General features: G+C 73.0%; 20 protein-coding genes and 1 pseudogene. 9 read left to right on the top strand and 12 right to left on the bottom strand.

All coding sequences use genetic code 11. The features are described from left to right. The first annotated feature begins 9 nt into the window (after nt 1-9). Entirely contained in the window at nt 10-867 is an 858-nt protein-coding gene (locus tag OHS71_RS10710) for an ABC transporter ATP-binding protein (RefSeq protein WP_328479159.1), read from the top strand. After that, a complete protein-coding gene (locus OHS71_RS10705; RefSeq protein WP_328479158.1) occupies nt 864-1,535 on the top strand; it encodes an ABC transporter in 672 nt (223 codons plus the stop codon). Before OHS71_RS10710 ends, OHS71_RS10705 begins: the two co-directional genes overlap by 4 nt. A 48-nt stretch (nt 1,536-1,583) precedes the next feature. On the opposite strand, the gene OHS71_RS10700 is transcribed toward OHS71_RS10705, so the two are convergent. From OHS71_RS10700 to zapE, 8 genes are all read right to left on the bottom strand, one after another. Further along, nucleotides 1,584-1,775: a hypothetical protein gene (locus OHS71_RS10700; protein WP_328479157.1), complete on the bottom strand. Its 192-nt coding sequence runs from the start codon at nt 1,773-1,775 to the stop codon at nt 1,584-1,586. Between the two features lie 37 nt (nt 1,776-1,812). Beyond that, a complete protein-coding gene (locus OHS71_RS10695) occupies nt 1,813-2,688 on the bottom strand; it encodes a polysaccharide deacetylase family protein (protein WP_328479156.1) in 876 nt (291 codons plus the stop codon). A gap of 109 nt (nt 2,689-2,797) precedes the next feature. Beyond that, nucleotides 2,798-4,171, bottom strand: coding sequence for an alkaline phosphatase PhoX (locus tag OHS71_RS10690; RefSeq protein ID WP_328479155.1), 1,374 nt, complete (start codon nt 4,169-4,171; stop codon nt 2,798-2,800). A gap of 90 nt (nt 4,172-4,261) precedes the next feature. Next, nucleotides 4,262-5,212 (bottom strand): slipin family protein, encoded by a 951-nt coding sequence (locus OHS71_RS10685; RefSeq protein ID WP_328479154.1) that lies wholly within the window; start codon nt 5,210-5,212, stop codon nt 4,262-4,264. A 119-nt stretch (nt 5,213-5,331) separates the two neighbouring features. Continuing rightward, nucleotides 5,332-6,834, bottom strand: a complete 1,503-nt coding sequence (locus OHS71_RS10680; RefSeq protein ID WP_328479153.1) for a SulP family inorganic anion transporter — start codon at nt 6,832-6,834, stop codon at nt 5,332-5,334. Further along, on the bottom strand, nt 6,831-7,412 hold the full coding sequence (locus OHS71_RS10675) for a carbonic anhydrase (RefSeq protein ID WP_328479152.1): 582 nt from the start codon (nt 7,410-7,412) through the stop codon (nt 6,831-6,833). Before OHS71_RS10675 ends, OHS71_RS10680 begins: the two co-directional genes overlap by 4 nt. 107 nt (nt 7,413-7,519) lie before the next feature. Next, the gene (locus OHS71_RS10670) at nt 7,520-7,927 is read right to left on the bottom strand and encodes a hypothetical protein (protein ID WP_328479151.1); all 408 of its coding nucleotides are present in this window, start codon (nt 7,925-7,927) and stop codon (nt 7,520-7,522) included. A gap of 183 nt (nt 7,928-8,110) precedes the next feature. Then, entirely contained in the window at nt 8,111-9,217 is a 1,107-nt protein-coding gene (gene zapE, locus OHS71_RS10665; RefSeq protein ID WP_328479150.1) for a cell division protein ZapE, read from the bottom strand. A gap of 37 nt (nt 9,218-9,254) precedes the next feature. Here zapE and OHS71_RS10660 point away from each other — a divergent pair, with 37 nt between their 5' ends. The 4 genes from OHS71_RS10660 (at nt 9,255) to msrB (ending at nt 12,766) form a co-directional block, all read left to right on the top strand. Continuing rightward, on the top strand, nt 9,255-10,082 hold the full coding sequence (locus tag OHS71_RS10660) for a pyrimidine reductase family protein (RefSeq protein ID WP_328479149.1): 828 nt from the start codon (nt 9,255-9,257) through the stop codon (nt 10,080-10,082). Between the two features lie 192 nt (nt 10,083-10,274). Beyond that, nucleotides 10,275-10,748 (top strand): indole-3-glycerol phosphate synthase, encoded by a 474-nt coding sequence (locus tag OHS71_RS10655; protein ID WP_328479148.1) that lies wholly within the window; start codon nt 10,275-10,277, stop codon nt 10,746-10,748. A gap of 208 nt (nt 10,749-10,956) precedes the next feature. Continuing rightward, nucleotides 10,957-12,342: a UDP-N-acetylmuramate--L-alanine ligase gene (murC, locus tag OHS71_RS10650; protein ID WP_328479147.1), complete on the top strand. Its 1,386-nt coding sequence runs from the start codon at nt 10,957-10,959 to the stop codon at nt 12,340-12,342. Nucleotides 12,343-12,355: 13 nt separating this feature from the next. Next, the gene (msrB, locus tag OHS71_RS10645; protein ID WP_328479146.1) at nt 12,356-12,766 is read left to right on the top strand and encodes a peptide-methionine (R)-S-oxide reductase MsrB; all 411 of its coding nucleotides are present in this window, start codon (nt 12,356-12,358) and stop codon (nt 12,764-12,766) included. A gap of 29 nt (nt 12,767-12,795) precedes the next feature. On the opposite strand, the gene OHS71_RS10640 is transcribed toward msrB, so the two are convergent. From OHS71_RS10640 to OHS71_RS10630, 3 genes are all read right to left on the bottom strand, one after another. Continuing rightward, nucleotides 12,796-13,803 (bottom strand): lysylphosphatidylglycerol synthase transmembrane domain-containing protein, encoded by a 1,008-nt coding sequence (locus OHS71_RS10640; RefSeq protein WP_328479145.1) that lies wholly within the window; start codon nt 13,801-13,803, stop codon nt 12,796-12,798. A 360-nt stretch (nt 13,804-14,163) separates the two neighbouring features. Further along, complete coding sequence (locus OHS71_RS10635; RefSeq protein ID WP_328479144.1) at nt 14,164-15,618, bottom strand: sensor histidine kinase; 1,455 nt, start codon at nt 15,616-15,618, stop codon at nt 14,164-14,166. Then, a complete protein-coding gene (locus OHS71_RS10630; RefSeq protein ID WP_328479143.1) occupies nt 15,615-16,307 on the bottom strand; it encodes a response regulator transcription factor in 693 nt (230 codons plus the stop codon). The genes OHS71_RS10635 and OHS71_RS10630 overlap by 4 nt, the downstream gene beginning before the upstream one ends. A gap of 151 nt (nt 16,308-16,458) precedes the next feature. On the opposite strand from OHS71_RS10630, the gene OHS71_RS10625 reads away from it, so the two are divergent. Beyond that, nucleotides 16,459-17,796 (top strand): ferredoxin reductase family protein, encoded by a 1,338-nt coding sequence (locus tag OHS71_RS10625; protein ID WP_328479142.1) that lies wholly within the window; start codon nt 16,459-16,461, stop codon nt 17,794-17,796. Here OHS71_RS10625 and OHS71_RS10620 read toward each other — a convergent pair. Beyond that, nucleotides 17,780-18,097, bottom strand: a pseudogene (locus tag OHS71_RS10620) (zinc ribbon domain-containing protein); the annotation flags it as partial. The gene OHS71_RS10625 and the pseudogene OHS71_RS10620 overlap by 17 nt on opposite strands. 2 nt (nt 18,098-18,099) lie before the next feature. Here OHS71_RS10620 and OHS71_RS10615 point away from each other — a divergent pair. Beyond that, a complete protein-coding gene (locus OHS71_RS10615) occupies nt 18,100-18,519 on the top strand; it encodes an FMN-binding protein (RefSeq protein ID WP_328479141.1) in 420 nt (139 codons plus the stop codon). A 1-nt stretch (nt 18,520) separates the two neighbouring features. Continuing rightward, nucleotides 18,521-19,252: an FAD:protein FMN transferase gene (locus tag OHS71_RS10610; RefSeq protein WP_328479140.1), complete on the top strand. Its 732-nt coding sequence runs from the start codon at nt 18,521-18,523 to the stop codon at nt 19,250-19,252. Nucleotides 19,253-19,475: the final 223 nt, after the last annotated feature.

Below are 19,475 nucleotides of genomic sequence, written 5' to 3'. Positions count from 1 at the left end.
ACGGCCCGGATGCCACGTGAGCTACGGCTGGAGGCCGTGGGCCGCCGCTACGGCCTCCGCGGCCCGTGGGTGTTGCGGGAGGTGCACCTGCACCCGGCGCAGGCCTCCCTCACCCGCATCGAAGGCGCCAACGGCAGCGGCAAGTCCACCCTTCTCCGGCTGCTCGCCCGCATCGACGCCCCCACCGAAGGGAGGGTCACCGGTGCTCCCCGCACCGCCTACGTCCCCGAACGCTTCCCCGCGGCCCTGCCCTTCACCGCCCTCGGCTATCTCACCCACCTCGGCGCCGTCCACGGCCTGACCCGTGCGGCGGCCCAGCGGGCCGCGGGCGACTGGCTGGACCGCTTCGGCGCCGGCGCTCACGCCCACACGCCGATGAGCCGGCTGTCCAAGGGCAGCAGCCAGAAGGTCGCCGTGGCCCAAGCCCTGCTCGCCGAACCGGAGTTGCTGGTGCTGGACGAGGCATGGACCGGTCTCGACACCGAGGCGCGCGCCGAATTGGAACGGGCGGTCGCCGAGCGGACCGCCGCCGGGGCGGCCGTCGTCTTCGTGGACCACGACCCCCGCCGCCTGGCCGGCCGGGAGGACGCCGCGTACACGGTCCGCGACGGCCGCCTCCGGCGCCGTACCCCGGCGGAGGCGGCCACCGTTCCTGACGGGCCGTACCTGACCGTCGAGGTGCGCGGTCCGGCCGGTGCGCTGCCCGCGGAAGCGCTCCGGCTGGCCACCAGGACCGAGGAGACGGCCGAACGCACCCACCGGCTCACCGTCCCCGCCTCCCACTCGGACGTGCTGCTCCGCGCCCTGCTGACCGCCCGCCCGCCGTGGCACGTGGTGAGCGTCCGTCAGGACGGGAGTCCCCGATGACCGCCCTCCTGCGCTACCAGGCCGCGCTGCTCGTGCGTTCGCAGCGCTGGCTGCCCCCGATCCTCCTGTACGCCGTCTTCCTGGGCGTCGGCGTGCAGGGCGGTCAGCCCCTGCTGGACTCGCTCGGATACACGGCCGCGTTCCTGCTGCCGGTCGCCGCCTGGCTGGTGCGGATCTGCGTCACCAACGAAACGCCGGCCGCGCGCACCGTCATTGCGGCGGCGTCCGGGCCCGCGCGGGCGCACCTGGCCTGTGTCCTGGTCGCCTCGGCGGCGGCCGCCTCGGCCGGTACGGCGGCGACCGTGGTCGTGACGCTCATCAGCGACCCGGTCGGCAGCGACCACCGCAAGCGGGTTCCCGTCCTCGAAGCGGCGGGCGCCGGACTGCTCGCGGTCCTGACGTGCGCCCTGCTCGGCGTGGCGGTGGGCGCGCTCACCGCCTGGCCCGTGCTGCGCTCACCGGGCCGGGCGGTCCCCGCGCTGCTCCTGGCGGCCCTGTCGGCGCTGGTCGCGACCGGTTCCCCGGCACACGCGGCGGTGAGCGGCCTCGTCGGCGGTTCCCACTCGGCGACGGTCCACCCGCCGACCCTGCCCCTGGCCGCGGCCGCCCTGCTCAGTGCCGCGGCGACGGCCCTGGCCTGTGCGCTCACGTCCCGCCGCTCGCCGTGACGACGGGAGGCCACACGAACGTCCTCCCGAGCGGGTCACCCCCGAAGGTCACCCCGAGCAGGCGGTCCGCTGGGCCTCCTGCCACTCGCACACGGGGCACATCGTGATCCCCTTGTACGACTCCGGATACTCCGTGGGCTTCCGGCACAGCACACACTCCGCGTACGGCGGCCCCTCCGCCCTGGGCGGCCCGGTCGCGTCGATCAGGCAGTACTCGCGGTCACTGTCGTCGTCGCTCATTTGTCCATCGTAGGCAGACGACGACGGCGTCCGTGGTTCACCGTCGTCCGCTCGCCGCTCCGATCAGCTCGGACACCTTCACGAACCGGTACCCGCGCCGGCGAAGCTCCGGCACGACGGTCCGCACCGCCCGTTCGGTCGTCGGAGCGGCGCTGCGGGTGCAGTGCATGACGACGACGGAGCCCGGCTCCACCCCCTCCAGCACCTGCCGGGCCACCGCGTCCGCGTCGGTCGCGAACGCGTCCCCGCTCACCACGTCCCACTGCACCGCGGTGACGCCCAGGCCGCTCACCGCACGCAGCGCACGCCGGTCGTAACACCCGCCGGGGAAGCGGAAGTACGGCATCGCGTCCGGCACCCCGGCCTTGCGGAACGCCGTGTACGCCCGCTCCACGTCCGCGCGCATCCGGTCCTCGGGGACGGTCGGCAGGCCGTAGCAGTCGTCGGTGAAGGCGTAGTGGCTGTAGGAGTGGTTGGCGATCTCGAAGCGGGGGTCGTGGCCGAGGGAGCGGGCCTGGTCCGGGTACTCCTCCGCCCAGCGGCCGGTCATGAACACGGTGGCCGGCACGTTCAACGCCCGCAGTGCCGCGATCAGCCCCGGGTTGTCGAAGCGCTCGCCGGCGGCGGCGCGCGCCCTCTGGCCGGCGGTCATGTCGGCGTCGAAGGTGAGGGCGACGGTCTTGCCGGCCGTGCGGGGCGCGTTGCGGAAGACGGGCGTGAGCCCGGCCGGACCGGGGGCCAGTGTCGGAGGGCGGGAGGGGACGGCGGAAGGGCGGGAGGGGACGGCGGAAGGGCGCGCCGGGACGGGCGGACGCACGGTGCGGGGTTCCTGAGCGGCGCCGCAGGCGGTGAGCGGGGCGAGGGCGGCGCCGACGGCCAACAGCGCGGCCAGGCGACGTACGGGAGGGATCATCGTACGAAGGTAGGGGCACCATGCAGCTATTCGTATGTATATATGCCCGCACCTTGGGTGGTGTCACCCGCCCGGGCCCTCGCGCACCCGGGCGGGCGGGACGCGGGAGCTACCGCCGCCAGGGGCCCGTGACCGCGAACGTCGTCCCCGGGGTGTAGCAGTTGACGTACATCGTGTCGCCGTCGGGGGAGAAGGTGACGCCGGCGAACTCGCCCCACTCGGGGGCCTCGGGAGTCCCGATGTTCTGGCGGCCCCGCGCCATCGGGTACACGCGGCCGGACCTGCTCACACCGAAGACGTGCTGGGCGCCGTTGCCGTCCTCGCAGACCATCAGGCCGCCGCTGGGCGCGAGACAGATGTTGTCCGGGGACTCGCCCGGGAGCTGCACGTCGGTGTCCGGGCCGAAGACGACGACCAGGGAGAGGCGGCGGCGCTGCGGGTCGTACCGCCAGATCTGGCCGAAGTGGTCGGCCGCCGAGCCGTCCGCGCCGCGTGCGAACGACGACACGAAGTACACGCACCGCCCGCCCCAGTAGCAGCCCTCGAGTTTCTGGGCGTGCGTGATGCCCTTCCGGCCGAAGTCCTGGAGCCGGACCGGGGTTCCGACGGCGAGGGGGTCCGGCACGTCGACCCATTCGATGCCGTCGAACGTCGCGCCGGTGTCCTGGATCGAGGACAGGTCGGGCACGCCGGGGACGCGCATCGCCTGGAGACGGCCGCCCGCGCGCAGCGAACCCGCCCCGCCCAGCGGTTTCTCCGGCAGGAAGCGGTAGAAGAGGCCGAACGGCCGGAGGAACGCGTCCTCGGTCTCGTAGACGATCCCCCGGTGCGGGTCGACGGCGATCGCCTCGTGCTGGAAGCGGCCCATCGCGGTCAGGGGCACGGCTCCGCTGCCGCGCGGGTCCGACGGATCCACCTCGAAGATGAAGCCGTGGTCCTTGGTGTACCCGTTGGTGCCGGCCTTGTCCTCGGTCTCCTCGCAGGTCAGCCAGGTGTGCCAGGGGGTGGGCCCGCCCGCGCAGTTGACCGCGGTACCGGCGATGGCCACCCGCTCCGAGAGCACGTTGTTCCGGGAGTCCAGCGTGAGGGCCGTACAGCCGCCCTTGCCGGCCGGGTCGTAGGTCAGACCGTCGACCGTGGGGACGGCGAACTTCGCCGTGGGGCGGTTCTCGTGGTTGCGGACCAGGTGGACGCGGCCGCCCCGGCCGGGCAGAGCCGTCATGCCGTCGTGGTTCGAGGGCACCGGACCCTCACCGGAGAGCAGTGGTTCGCCCTCGCGGGAGAGGACCCGGTAGCGGAAGCCCGCGGGGAGGTCGAGCAGGCCGGCCGGGTCGGGGACGAGGGGGCCGTAGCCGTCGTGGCCGAGGCCCTGCGCGACGGCGGTGCCCGCGAAGAGGTCGCTGAGGGCGCCGGTGAACGCGATGCCCGCGCCCACCCCCAAGGCGCCGGTACCGGCGAGGATCTGACGTCGTGTCGCAGACATGGGGAAACCTTCCTGCTGGCGGACAGGAACTGTGATCCCGCTGTGTCTATCACCCGCGATGCGCCCCGGGAACCACGCGCGTAGCACGTGTCACTCCTCGTGTCGCTCCGCCGGCCGGTCCGCGGATGCCTGCCCGGGTCCGCCCGCCGGTCCCTCCCCGGGGCCGTGCCGGAGCCCCTCGTCCACCGGTTCGGGGGCGCGGGTCGGCGGAGACGGCGGGAGCGGCTGCCGTGGCTGCGGATCCGGCGGCTGCGGCGGCTGCTGGGGCTGTTGCGGGAGCGGCTGCTGGGCCTTCTCCAGGAAGCGCAGCAGCTCCACCGGGAACGGCAGCACCAGCGTGGAGTTCTTCTCCGCGGCGACCGCCACCACCGTCTGGAGCAGCCGCAACTGGAGCGCGGCCGGCTGCTCGGACATCTCCTTCGCCGCCTCGGCGAGCTTCTTCGACGCCTGGAGTTCGGCGTCCGCGTTGATGATCCGCGCCCGCCGCTCACGGTCGGCCTCGGCCTGCCGCGCCATGGACCGCTTCATCGACTCCGGCAGCGAGACGTCCTTGATCTCCACCCGGTCGATCTGCACCCCCCAGCCGATGGCCGGACTGTCGATCATCAGCTCCAGGCCCTCGTTGAGCTTCTCCCGGTTCGACAGCAGATCGTCCAGCTCGCTCTTGCCGATGATCGAACGCAGCGAGGTCTGCGCCATCTGCGAGACGGCGAAGCGGTAGTCCTCGACGTTGATGAGCGCGGCCGCCGCGTCCACCACGCGGAAGTACACGACGGCGTCGACCCGCACGGTCACGTTGTCGCGGCTGATGCCCTCCTGGGCGGGGATGGGCATGGTCACGATCTGCATGTTGACCTTGCGCAGCCGGTCCACGCCGGGGACGACCAGGGTGAACCCCGGCGGGCGGACGTCGCCGCGCAGCCGGCCGAGCCGGAGGACCACCCCGCGCTCGTACTGCTTGACGACCCGCGCCGCCGCCCCGAGGTACACGAGGCCTCCGGCGGCGACCGCCGCGGCCGCGCCCACCAGTTCCTCGAGCATGGCGACCTCCTCGGCAAGAGGCCCGTAGGAGTGGTTCGTGCCTGCTCTGTAACGATATGCCCGCCGTCCGGTCCGGGGCCACGCCCCGGGTCCCGGGCCGGACGGCGAGGGGGTGCGGGCTACGCGGTCATGACCGGTTCCGTGACCTTCACCGGTTCCGTGCCGGCCGCGCTGTGCCGTTCGGACCAGGTCTCCAGGGCGGTGCGGCAGGCGTGGTCGAGGTGGTGCAGACCGGAGAGGTCCAGCTCGACGGGGCGGTCCTGCGGCAGGGCCTCCAGACTGTCGAGGATCTTCGGGAGCCGCAGGAAGGTCGCGTTGCCCGAGAGGTACGCCTGGACGGGCCCGGCACCCTTGTCGACGATCTCCAGCCTGATGTGCGAGGCCTCCCAGGCCGTCTTGACGACGGCCAGCGCGAGACCGATGAGCACACCCTCGAACATGCTGACCGCGACGATCGACACGGCCGTGACGACGAGGATCAGCGCCTCGCCGCGGTGCTCGCGCCACAGCCCCACGAGCGCCCGCACGGGCACCAGCTTGGCGCCCGCGTGCACGAGGACGCCCGCCAGCGCCGGGACGGGTATGTACGCCAGCACGTCCGGCAGCAGGGCAGCGAACAGCAGCAGCCACACGCCGTGCAGGACCCGCGACGCCTTGGTCCGCGCGCCCGCCTGCACATTGGCCGCACTGCGCACGATCACCGCGGTCATCGGCAACGCGCCGAGGGCCCCGCACAGGGCGTTGCCCGCGCCCTGCGCCATCAGCTCCTTGTCGTACTCGGTACGCGGACCGTCGTGCAGCCGGTCCACCGCCGCCGCGCTGAACAGCGACTCGGCGGAGGCGATCAGGGTGAACGCGACGATCGTGCCGAGCAGGCCGACGTTCGCCGGCTCGCCGAAAGCGGCCAGCGACGGGGGCTGGACGGAACCGAGCAGTCCCTGCACCTCGACGGTGGCCACGGGCAGGTTCAGCAGCAGGGCGGCGAGCGTCGCCAGGCCCACCGCGGCGAGCGGGCCGGGCACCGTGCGCACCTTCGCCGGCAGCCGCTTCCAGAGCACGAGCACCGCGATGGTGGCGGCCCCGACGGCGAGCGAGGCCAGGGCGGCTGTGCTGCCCGCCGCGTCCACGAGCGCCCCGGGCAGTCCGGCGATCTTCCCCAGGCCGGACTCCGGCGCCTTGGCGCCGGCCAGCGCGTACAGCTGGCCGGCGATCAGCACCAGGCCGATTCCGGCCAGCATGCCCTCGACGACCGAGACCGAGATGGCCCGGAAGTAGCGGCCCAGCTTCAGGGCGCCCATGGCGAGTTGCAGGACGCCCGTGGCGAGGACGATCACTCCGAGGGCGGGCAGGCCGAACTCCCGCACCGCCTCGAAGACCAGCACGGTCAGTCCGGCCGCCGGACCCGACACCTGGAGGGAGCTGCCCCGCAGCATGCCGGTGACGAGACCGCCGACGATGCCGGTTACGAGTCCGAGCTCGGCCGGCACGCCGGAGGCCACGGCCACGCCCACGCACAGCGGCAGCGCGACCAGGAAGACGACGAGAGAGGCGGCGAAGTCCTGCCGCAGGTGGGGGAAGCGGGATATTCGACCGGCGGTCTCCCGGTCCGTCGCGGCGCTCACAGGGCCTCGAAGGCGTCGGTGTCCGCACGGTGCTCGCGGACCGCGCCGGTGTGCACCTCGTAGTACCAGCCGCGCACCCTCAGCCGGCCGTCGGCCAGCCGCTTCTCCACGCACGGGTAGGAGCGCAGCCGCAGCAGCTGGGCGAGTACGTGGTTCTGTACCGCCTGCATGACCGTCGGGTCGTCGGGGTCGGCGGCCCCCGGCTCGTCCGCGGCGTGGGCGAGCCAGTCGCGTACGGCGGGGACGCCATCGAGGTCGTCGCCGCGCACCAGCGCGCCGACGGCACCGCAGTGCGAGTGGCCGCAGACGACGACGTCCTGGACGCCGAGCACCTCCACGGCGTACTCGATGGTGGCCGCCTCGCCGGTGGGGCGGTCGGAGCCGTAGGGGGGCACGATGTTGCCCGCGGTGCGCAGCTCGAAGAGCTCGCCGGGCCGGGCGCCCGTGATCAGGGCGGGAACGACCCGGGAGTCGGAGCAGGTGATGAAGAGGACCTGGGGGGACTGGCCCTCCGCGAGCCTGGCGAACTCCTCAGGGCGCTGTCCGAACGTACGGGCGTTGTCGATGAGGGGCTGCATGACGTGGTGACTCCTCCTGGCGCGCGTGGGGGCGCGTCGGATGTGCGGGGAACTGCGGGGAACCGCAGAAACAGGACAGGTGGGGGAACTGCTGTTCTGCTTCGCTCTCAGCAGCGGAAGACCTGGAGCGCCGCCGGGGAGTGGGCCGCCGAGGATCTCGACGAGCGGTGATGCGGGTCGCCGGGCCGGGGTGGCTGGTGGGCGGCCGCGGGATCCTGTGCCAGCAGCGCGCGCTCGGGCTCCTGGGGCGCAGGGGCGGCCGAGGAGGGGCGGTGACGGTCGCGGGTGCGCAGGGGGTCGGCGGGACTGCCGGTGGGGAGGTCGCAGTCGCGGAGCGTGGCGATCTCGTCACGCATCGCCTTGCCGGAGAGCTTGATTCCGGGCTGGGTCTTGGCCTCGGCCTGACGCACCGTGTGCGCGTGTGCGAAGGGTGACGCGGGTGCGAAGAAGGGGAGGGTGAGAAGGACGGCGGCGAGGAGCGAAATGACGGTACGGGCCGTCGTGCCTCGCAACATGCGCCCCCCTCCGGCCGGTTCGCCCTTCTAGTACGGACCAACGGTTGGTCAACCACTGGTCAAGAAACACGTTAACCCTGCGAAGTTGTTTGCAGGGTTAACGTGGCGTTTCGAAATGTAGTGCGCCTCAAAAGGAAGGGTTTCTTGGCGCGAACCGACCCTTGACCGCGGGGTCGTGATCGTTTATTGGGGCTCGACGAGCCGCTTGGCGTCGCGGGCCAGCGCGGTGAGCCGGGAGATCGCGCGGAAGTACTTCTTGCGGTAGCCGCCGTTCAGCATCTCCTCGCTGAACAACCGGTCGAAGGGGAGACCGGAGGCCAGGACCGGGACCTCGCGGTCGTAGAGCCGGTCGGCCAGCACCACCAGCCGGAGCGCCGTGGACTGGTCGGGAACCGCCCCCACGTCCGTCAGGCAGACCGCCCTCAGGCCGTCCGTCAGTGCGCCGTAACGGCTCGGGTGGACCGTGGCGAGGTGCTCCAGCAGATGCGGGAAGTCGTCGAGCGAGGCGCCCTCGGTGGCGTACGCGGTCTTCGTCACCTGCTCGTCGGAGAAGGGTGCCGGTGCCTCGGGCAGGCCGCGGTGGCGGTAGTCCTCGCCGTCGATGCGCAGCGCGCGGAAGTGCGCCGACAGGCCCTGGATCTCACGCAGGAAGTCGGCGGACGCGAACCGGCCCTCGCCGAGCTTGCCGGGCAGGGTGTTGGAGGTGGCGGCGAGTGCGACACCCGCCTCGACCAGCCTGCGGAGCAGCGTCGAGACGAGGACGGTGTCGCCCGGGTCGTCCAGCTCGAACTCGTCGATGCACAGCAGACGGTGCCCGGACAGGGTCTGCACCGTCTGCTGGAAGCCGAGGGCGCCGACCAGGTTGGTCAGCTCGACGAAGGTGCCGAAGGCCTTCAGGGCCGGCGCGGCCGGGGTGGCGTGCCACAGGGAGGCCAGCAGGTGCGTCTTGCCGACGCCGTAGCCGCCGTCCAGGTAGACACCGCGCGGCCCGGCCGGGACCTTGGACGCCTTCGTCCTGCCGAAGCCGAGGAACCCCCGTCTGGCGGCGCCCGAGGCGTGCGCGCCGCCGAGCCCGGCCGCGAAACCCTCGAGCACGCCGACGGCCTCGGTCTGGCTGGGCTGGTTCGGGTCCGGGATGTAGGTGCTGAAACGGACCGAGTCGAAGCGCGGCGGCGGCACCATCTCGGCGACCAGCCGGTCCGCGGGGACATGCGGTCGGCGGGTGCACAGGGACACCGGGGCCGCGTCGGCTATCGGGCCGAGGCCGGGGGCGGGGGAGGAGGACGACACGGTTCCCCATGCTACGGGGCGTGCCAGACTGCCTGGCATGCGACGGCTGTTCCCTGTGACCGACCAGACAGCGGCGACCGACTCCGGCGGTGGGCCTCCCGGGGCCCCCGGCGAGGGGGCGGGCGCGGCCGGGACCCGCGAGTGGAGCCTCGACGAGCTCGCCGACGCCTACGCGTACCCCGAGCCCGGGCCCGACGGGCCACGGCCCTGGCTGCGGGCCAACATGGTGTCCACCCTCGACGGCGCCGCCCAGCACGACGGGCGCTCCCAGCCCATCTCGACCGCCACCGACATGCGGATCTTCGGCACGCTGCGAGGGCTCGCGGACGTGGTGGTCGCGGGGGCGGAGACGGTACGCCTGGAGGGGTACCGCCCCGCACGCGCGCGTGCCGAGTTCGCCGGACGGCGCGAGGCCGCAGGGCAGGGTCCGGCGCCGGCCGTCGCGGTGGTCAGCGCCAGTCTCGACCTGGACTTCTCGCTCCCGCTCTTCACCTCTGCGCTGGTTCCCACCCTGATCCTGACGGGCGCCGCGGCGGACCCCGGCAGGGTCGCCGCCGCCGAGAAGGCGGGCGCCCGCGTGGTGATCGCGGGCGACGGCACGGGCGTCGAGCCGGACCGGGCCGTACGGGCCCTCGCCGGGCTCGGGCACACCCGGCTGCTGACGGAGGGCGGCCCCCGGCTGCTGGGTCAGTTCGTCGCCGCCGGGGTGCTGGACGAACTCTGTCTGACCCTCTCCCCGATGCTCACCGCCGGCGACGCGCAGCGGATCTCGGGCGGTCCCTCGGTGGCCGTCCCCCGGCGGTTCGCGCTGGCGTCCCTCCTGGAGGAGGAGGGTTTCCTGTTCGCGAGATACCGGCGCCCTTGATGGCGGATGGGCGTTCGAGCGTCACCGTTGGTCCCGAAAAAGGTGGAATGACCGTTCCGTTCGACGCCCGACGGGCACACTGACTTTCGCAGTCCCCGTGAGATCACGGGGCAGGATGGTTTCCGCAGGGCCGCGAACGGGCCCACGGAGGAGAGAGGGCCACGGGGGTCCTCGAAGGAGAATGGGGCGCTGGTGTTCACAAGCGTTTTGATGATCGAGAAGGCCCTGACGTCCGCCGACGTGGAGTTCGTCAGCACCTTGCACGGGGACGAGCCGGTCTCCTTCCATGTGCTGCTCCAGCCGCGCGGCGACCAGGCGGACCGCTTGCTGCGGGCCATCGACGACGTGGCTCTGGGGGAACTGGACGAGGCGGCGCGGGAGGGCGAGACGCCCGAGGGGGACGAGGCGAAGGGGTTCGGTGTCCGGGCCCTGGAGGTGTCCTTGCAGGCGTTGCACGCGGCGGGCAGCGAGGCGGTGGGACGCCTCGTCGGGGACCATCCGCTGGACGCGCTGAAGTCCCTGGTCGCGGAGGCGGGGGCGGACGAGGTGATCGTGCTGACCGACCCCCACTACGTCGAGGAGTTCTTCCACCGCGACTGGGCCTCCCGGGCCCGGCACAAGGTGGGGGTGCCGGTGCTGAAACTCTTCTCGCACAGCAAGGCCTGAGCGGGTCGCCTCCATGCCGCGCCCGCCCTCGCGACGGGAACGTGCGAGCGCGGGTGCGGCGCAGGGGCGTCCGACGGGTGCGGCAACGCCGCTCCGGCCCGCGCCGCCGCACATCGGTACGGTCCCGCGCCCCTGGGTGGGTGCGGTGCCCCTCGCGCAATAGGGTGGGGGCGCACCGACCGTCGTAGCGCACCCTGGGAGAACACACATGGCACCCGGCCTTCCTACCGCCATGGACCGACCGCACTTCATCGGCATCGGTGGGGCGGGGATGTCGGGGATCGCGAAGATCCTGGCTCAGCGCGGGGCGAAGGTGGCCGGCAGCGACGCCAAGGAGTCCGAGACCGCGGCCGCGCTGCGGGCGCTCGGGGCGACGGTGCACATCGGCCATGCCGCCGGGCACCTGGCCGACGACGCCAGCTGCGTCGTGGTGTCCTCGGCGATCCGCGCGGACAACCCGGAGCTGGCCCGCGCGGCCGAGCTGGGCATTCCGGTGGTCCACCGTTCGGACGCGCTCGCCCGGCTGATGGACGGCCTGCGCCCGATCGCCGTCGCCGGCACGCACGGCAAGACGACCACCACGTCCATGCTGGCGGTATCGCTGTCCGAGCTGGGCCTCAACCCCTCGTACGCGATCGGCGGCGACCTGGACGCGCCCGGTTCCAACGCACTGCACGGCGAGGGCGAGATCTTCGTCGCCGAGGCGGACGAATCGGACCGCAGCTTCCACAAGTACGCGCCCGAGGTCGCCATCGTCCTCAACGTGGAGCTGGACCACCACGCCAACTACGCCTCGATGGACGAGATCTACGCCTCCTTCGAGACCTTCGCCCAGAAGATCGTGCCCGGCGGCACCCTGGTGATCACCGCCGACCAGGAGGGCGCACGGGAACTGACCCGGCGGGTCGAGGGCGTGCGGGTGGTGACGTACGGGGAGGCCGAGGACGCCGACGTGCGGGTGCTGTCCGTCGTCCCCCAGGGGCTGAGGAGCGAGGTGACCGTGCTGCTCGACGATCAGCGGCTCACCTTCACGGTCTCCGTGCCCGGCCGCCACTACGCGCACAACGCCGTCGCCGCGCTGGCCGCCGGCGTCGCCCTGGGCGTCCCGGCCGCGGAACTGGCCCCCGCCCTGGCCGCCTACACCGGCGTCAAGCGCCGGCTCCAGCTCAAGGGCGAGGCGGCGGGCGTCCAGGTGGTCGACTCCTACGCCCACCACCCGACGGAGATGACGGCCGACCTGGAGGCGATGCGCGCGGCGGTCGGCGACGCCCGCATCCTCGTCCTCTTCCAGCCGCACCTGTTCTCCAGGACGCAGGAACTGGGCAGGGAGATGGGGCAGGCGCTGGCCCTGGCGGACGCCTCCGTCGTCCTCGACATCTACCCCGCCCGCGAGGACCCGCTGCCGGGCGTGACCAGCGAGCTGATCATCGACGCGGCCCGGACGGCGGGCGCGGACGTGACCGCGGTGCACGACAAGGAGACGGCGCCGGGGGTGGTGGCGGGAATGGCGAAGGCCGGTGATCTCGTTCTCACCATGGGCGCGGGCGACGTGACGGACCTGGGCCCGCGCATCCTGGACCGACTTTCCCAGTAAGGGGCTGAGGCTCATGTCGTACGACGTCGAAAAGCCGGACGAGCAGTGGCGGGCGGAGCTGACCCCGGCCGAGTACGCCGTCCTGCGGCAGGCCGGCACCGAGCCCGCGTTCGTCGGTGAGTACACCGACACCAAGGCCCGGGGGGTCTACTCCTGCCGGGCCTGCGGCGCCGAACTGTTCACCTCCGAGACCAAGTTCGACTCCCACTGCGGCTGGCCGTCCTTCTTCGACCCGAAGGACACCGACGCGGTGGAGCTGATCGAGGACCGCTCCCACGGGATGCTGCGCACCGAGGTGCGGTGCGCCCGGTGCGGCTCGCACCTCGGGCACGTGTTCGCGGGCGAGGGGTACGCCACCCCGACCGACCAGCGGTACTGCATCAACAGCATCTCGCTGCGGCTGGCGGCCGACGGCGAGGGCTGATCGCGGGGACCGGTGCCGGCGCCGGCGGCTCACAGCTGCTCGCGCTGCACCAGGGCCGACAGCACCAGCATCCCGGGCACCATGGGCACCCACACCGTCAGGACCCGGTAGCCGATGACCGTCGCCGTGGCGAGGGGCAGCGGGGTGCCGTAACCGGCCAGGGTGAGGACCAGGGCCGCGTCGACCGGGCCGATGCCGCCCGGCGCGGGCACGGCGCCGGCGGCGGTGCTCGCCGCGAGGAACGCGAAGAGCAGCTGCGGCCAGGAGAGCGGCACGCCCAGCGCCGTGCCCACCGAGGCCACCACGCTCGCCTGGATCAGCGGCGCCGCGGCCGCTCCGCCCCACAGCGGGAGGAAGCGGCCGGGGCGGGTGTGCAGGTGCCGGGCGTCCGTGAGGGCCGTCCGCAGGAAGTCCACGGTGGGCTGGCGCAGCGGCCGTACCAGGACGAACACCGCCGCTCCCGCCGCGGGGGCCAGCAGCAGACCGCCGGCGGCCAGCAGCAGCGTCCGTCCTTCGGGCAGCAGTCTGGCCGGAGGCACGGCGCTGGGTGCGGCGAGCAGGAAGATCAGCACGACCGGCGTCTTCGCCACGGCTCTGACCAGGGAGTACAGCGCGACCGAAGCGGTGGCGCGGGGCAGCGGGATGCCCTGGCGTTGCAGGAAGCGGACCGTGACCGCGTGCGCGCCTATGCTCGCCGGCAGGATGTGGTTGGCGGCCCCCGCGGCGATCTGCGAGGCCAGCAGGGGGCCCGGGGGCAGCCGGTCCGCGATCGCGCCCTGGCGGACGCAGGCCGCGGCGACCGAACCCAGGTAGGTGAAGAGGAGTCCGGCCAGCAGCCACCAGAGGTCGGCGCCGGCCAGCAGTGCGGTTCCGTCGCGCACGGCGTCCCAGTCGACCGCCGCCCACACCGCGAGCAGCAGGACCGGGGACAGGGCGAGCGCCCGGCGGGTGGCCGTGACGGCAAGAGGGCGGCGGCGATCGTCCGCGGTCGGTGGCTGGGGCGGGGACGCGGGGTCGTCCAGGGGCAGCAGGGTCACGGCGCACGTCGTCCTTCCGCGTCGTGACCGCGCGGGGCGGCGCGACGGATCGGGCCTGGGGAGGGGACGGGGAGGTCGTTCCCCTCCGGTGTGACGGTGCGGTGTCCGTGAGCCGACGGAGTGCGGGCCGAAGGGCGACCGCGGTGCGTGGGGCAAGGTGCGGTCAGGCAGGGTGCGGCGGGGCAGGGTGTGCGGCGGGGCGAAGTGCGGCGGAGCAGGGCGCGGTGCGGTGGGGCGGGAGGAGGTGCGGTGGGGCTGTGGGATTTCTGCCCGTACCCCCCGGGGTTCATCCCGGGCGTCTGCCGGGGTTCACCGGCCCGCAGTACCGCCGGCCGCTCCCGGCGGCCCGCGGGGCCACCGCTACTGCCCCGCCGGGACCCGACCCAGGGGCAGCGTCATCGTGAACACCGTGGCCCCCGCCGCGTCGCCCAGTTCCAGGGTGCCCCCGTGCGCCCGCACCAGGGACCGCGCGACCGACAGGCCGAGGCCGCTGCCGCCGCGGTCACGGCTGCGGGCCTTGTCGACGCGGTAGAAGCGGTCGAAGACGCGGTCGCGGTCGCCGGGCGGGATACCGGGACCCGTGTCGGTGACGTGCACCCGCGCCGTGTCCGGCGAGACGGCGACCTCGACGCAGACGGCGGTGCCGGGCCGGGTGTGCACGGCCGCGTTGGTGAGGAGGTTGTCCAGGACCTGGCGGATGCGGTGCGGGTCCATCCGCAACTCCGCGGAGGCCGGTCCCGGCGACAGCGTCAGCGGATGGCCGGGATGGCTCGCGCGGAACGCGTCGGCCGCGTGCTCGACCAGCTCCACCAGATCGGCGTTCTCCATGCGCAGGGGTGTCTCCACCTCGGCCGCGTCCAGCCTGGCGAGCAGCAGCAGGTCGTCGAGGAGGAAGCCCATCCGGGCTGCCTCGGCGCGCAGCCGGGCCAGGTGCCCCTCCCGTTCCCCGGGCGCGTTGGCGGCCGCGTACTGGAAGAGGTCCGCGTACCCGCGCACCGACATCAGCGGCGTGCGCAGCTCGTGCGAGGCGTCGGCGACGAAGCGCCGCAGGCGCTGTTCCGCCTGCGCGCGGACCTCGAGGGAGTCGTCGATGTGCTGCAACATCGTGTTGAAGGCGGTCCGCAGCTCCTCCACCTCGGGACCGCCGCCCGGCGCGTCCGCACGCAGCGGGAGGCGGGACGCCGACTCGGTGAGGTCGTGCGAGGTGATGCCGTGCGCGGTGTGCGCCATGTCGCTCAGCGGTTTCAGGCCGCGTCGCAGCAAGGCCCGGCCGAACACCACGAGGGCCAGCAGCGCCAGGCCGAAGGTGACGGCCTGGATCGTGATCAGGTGGCGGACGGTGTCCTCGAGATCGTCCATGGGCGCCCCGCTGACCAGCACCACCCCGGGCTCCACGGTGCAGGCGCGCAGCCGGTACAGGCCGGTCCCCGCGAGGTGCGCGGTGCGGACCACCTCCGTGTCGGCGACGGTCTGCGCCCGGGCCAGGGCGGTGAGGTCGTCGACGTCCCCGGGCAGGTCGCCGGGGTCCTCGGGCTTGCGCAGGACGGGCGCGCCGTCGCGTACGTCGTACACGGCGTAGTACCAGCCCCAGTACTTCTTCCCTGTCAGCGAGCCGGAGTCCACGATGCTCTTGGACTGGGCGCCCTGGGCGATCGCGAGCTGGTCGTCGAGCTGGGCCGACAGGTAGTCCCGCATGTAGGTCGTCAGGGCCGTGCCGACGACCCCGAACACCACCAGCGACAGCGCGCCGAGTGCCAGCGCCAACCGGGTGCCGAGCCGCAGTCTGCGGTAGGCGTGCCGAAGTCCCCCGCTCACTCGGGCGCCTGGCGTATCACGTACCCGAACCCGCGCACCGTCTGGATCAGCGGGTCGTCGCCCGTCGTGTCGAGTTTGCGGCGCAGCCGGCTGACGACCAGCTCGACGACGTTGGAGCGGCCGCCGAAGCCGTACTCCCACACGTGGTCGAGGATCTGCGCCTTGGTCAGCACGGTCGGCGACTTGCGCATCAGATAGCGCAGCACCTCGTACTCGGTGGGGGTGAGCGTCAGCAGTCTTCCGCCACGCCGGACCTCCCGGGTGTCCTCGTCCATGGTGAGGTCCGCCACCCGCAGCACGGAGCGCTGGGCGCCGGGACCGGCGCTGCGCCGCAGCACGGTCCGCAGCCGTGCCATCAGCTCCTCCACGGCGAACGGCTTCACCAGGTAGTCGTCCCCGCCCCTGGTCAGTCCCGCGACCCGGTCGGCGACCCCGTCCCGTGCGGTGAGGAACACCACCGGCACCATGGTGCCGCTGTGCCGCAGCCGGTCGAGCACGCCGAAGCCGTCGATGTCGGGCAGCATCAGGTCGAGCACCACGATGTCGGGGCGGAACTCGGCGGCGCGGCGCAGCGCCTCGGCGCCCGAGTTCGCGGTGACCGCGTCCCAGCCCTCGTAGCGGGCGACCGTCGCCACGAGGTCGGCGATCGGCGGGTCGTCGTCCACGACGAGGAGTCGTACTTTTTCCACCCGCTCATAGTGCGCCACCCCTTGCGCGGCGCAGGACCCGCGTCCCCCGCGGGCGCGAATCGATAAGATCTTGAAAGTTCTACGACAGGAAAACGACAGCGAAGCACGGAGAAGCTCTGTGTTCTGAGGACCCGATCTAGGAGATTCGTCCGTGACGACCGTCCAATCGCCTCCCGTACCCCCCACGGCGATACGTCCGAAAGTAGTGGCCCGCACCGGCCTGTACGCCGTGCTGGCCGTGAACGCGGCCGTCGTGACCCTCTTCGCCGTCCAGGCGGGCTTCGCCTCCAACGCGCTGGTCGTGATCGGCCGCTTCGCCGGTCTGTACGGCGCTCTGCTGATGGCGTTCCAACTGCTGCTGGTGGCCCGGCTGCCCTGGCTGGACCGCCGCATCGGCATGGACCGGCTGACCAACTGGCACCGCTGGACCGGCTTCGGCCTGCTCTGGACGCTGGTCGGCCACGTGGTCTTCATCACCTTCGGCTACGCCGACTCCTCGTCCATGAACCCGGTGAGCCAGCTCGTCGACCTCGCCGAGACCGTGGAGGGCGTCCTGCGTGCCGCCGTCGCGGTGGTGCTGATCCTGGTCATCGGCGGCGTCTCCGCCCGCTGGGCCCGCCGTCGTCTCGCCTACGAGACGTGGCACTTCATCCACCTGTACACGTACGTCGCCGTGGTGCTGGCCTTCACCCACCAGGTCGCGGTCGGCACGACGTTCACGGCGTCGGCCGCCGCCACGGCCTACTGGTACGCGGTGTGGGGAACAGCCCTCGGCTCGGTGTTCCTTGGCCGCCTGGTCCTGCCGCTGTGGCGGAACTGGCGCCACCAGCTCCGCGTCGAGGCGGTCGTCCCCGAGGCGGACAACGTCGTGTCCGTCTACATCACCGGCCGTGACCTGGACCGGCTGCCCGCCCGGGCCGGTCAGTTCTTCCTGTGGCGGTTCCTGACCAAGGACCGCTGGTGGCAGGCGAACCCGTTCTCCCTGTCGGCCGCGCCCGACGGCACCCGGCTGCGCCTCACCGCGAAGGCGGCGGGCGACGGTTCGGCGGGACTGCGGCACATCGAGCCCGGCACGCGGGTCTTCGCAGAGGGCCCCTACGGCGCCTTCACCGCCCTGCACCGCACCCGTCCCGAGGCGCTGCTCATCGCGGGCGGTGTCGGAGTCACCCCGATCCGGGCGCTCCTGGAGGAGATCCACGGGCACGCGGTGGTCATCTACCGCGTGGCCGGCGAGCGGGACGCCGTGCTCTACGACGAACTGCGCGAGCTCGCCGTGGCCAAGGGCGCCGAGCTGCACCTGGTCACCGGGCCGCCGGTGCCCGACCGGCTCGCGCCGCGCGAACTCCTCGCGCTCGTGCCGGACATCGCCGAGCGGGACGTCTTCCTGTGCGGGCCGCCGCCGATGATGAACGCGGTCCTCGGCACCCTGCGCGAGCTGGACGTGCCCAAGCCGCAGATCCACTTCGAGCGCTTCAGCCTGGCGGGTTGACTTCCTCCCCCGCCTGAAGGCGGGGGATTCCAGCGGTCGCCCGCTGGGGTTCCTGCTTCACCGACGACCGCCCCGTCCGGGAGGACTCCCGTTGAGGTCTTACACCGTCTCCACAGGCAGACGCCGCCAGCCCGGCGGCCAGGATGTTGCGTGCCGCGTTCACGTCGCGGTCATGCACAGTGCCGCAGTGCCGGCATGTCCACTCGCGGACGTTCAGCGGCAGCTTCCCGCCGACCGTGCCGCAGGTTCCGCACAGCTTCGAGCTGGGGAAGAAGCGGTCGATCACGACGAAAGAAGGCCCCGATGAAGCGAGCCATACCTGTCCTGGTCCTGTCGGTGGCGGGTCTCGTCCCGCTCTGGCGCTACGAGCCGTCGACCGGTACGACATCCACCGCCGAGGCCGCCTCGACGCCCTCCGTGTCCTCCTCCACGTCGGCCCCGGGCTCCGCGGGCTCCCCGGGATCGACCACGTTCACCGGTACGACCGTGACCACGGAGAAGGGCGACGTCCAGGTCCAGGTGACCTACGAGGGCGACCGCATCACGGCGGTGAAGATGCTGAAGCAGCCGAACCACCCGCAGACGACCGCCGCGGTCCCGAAGCTGATCGCGCAGACGCTCACGGCGCAGAGCGCGGACATCGACACGGTCTCCGGCGCGACCCTCACGAGCGACGGCTACAAGGAGTCCCTCCAGGCCGTGATCGACGCGAAGGGCGCCTGACGTGCACCGCGTCGAACACGTCATGGGGTTCCCGGTCTCGCTGCGGGTCGACGACACGGTCGTCCCCGACGCGGCCGTGGACGCCGTGTTCGCCTGGCTGCACGAGGTCGACGCACGGTTCAGCCCGTTCCGGGCCGACAGCGAGGTCTCCCGGTACGGCCGGGGCGAGCTGTCGGCCGATGGGCTGAGCGCCGGCCTCGTCGAGGTCCTCGGCATCTGCGAGCGGTACCGGACCGCCACCGGCGGCGCCTTCGACGTGCGGCTGCCCGGCCGCGCTCTCGACCCCTGCGCGGTGGTCAAGGGCTGGTCGGTGCAGCGGGCGGCGGAGCTGCTGACCGGGGCCGGGCTCGGCCGGTTCTGCCTCAACGCCGGGGGTGACGTGGTCGTCTCCGGCGGCCCCTGGCGGGTCGGCGTAAGGCATCCCGGGATCGCCGACCGGCTGTGCGCCGTCCTCGCCCTCACCGACGGGGCGGTCGCGACCTCCGGCCGGTACGAGCGCGGCGACCACATCGTCGACGGCCGCACCGGACGCCCGGCCACCGGCCTCGACAGCCTCACCGTGGTCGCTCCGACCCTCACCGAGGCCGACACCGTCGCCACGGCGGCCTTCGCGCTGGGCGCGGAGGGCGTCGAGTGGGCGGCGGCACAGGACGGCTGCGAGGTGTTCGCCGTCCTGCCCGGCGGACGGGTGCTGCGCACCGACGGGTTCCCGACGGCGGCGGCGGCCGCGTGAGCTTCGAGGCCGGGGCCCTGGGAGCGGCCGTGTGGCTGCTCGGCTGGGGCGCGACGGCCTTCGCATGGACCTCGGGCCGGGGGCGCCCGCCGCGCACGCACCCCCGACGCCGGTGCCGCTGAGGCGGGTCGGGCGTCGTCGCCCGGTCGGGCGCACGCAGGGCGGGCCGCCGGTGAGAACCGGCGGCCCGCCCTGCGTGTGTACGGACCGTCCCGCACGGGCA

This window comes from Streptomyces sp. NBC_00377, assembly GCF_036075115.1.
In the GTDB taxonomy this organism is placed as follows: Bacteria; Actinomycetota; Actinomycetes; order Streptomycetales; family Streptomycetaceae; genus Streptomyces.
Note: the sequence above shows the minus strand (reverse complement) of the source record. Positions and strands in the feature narration are given on the sequence as shown.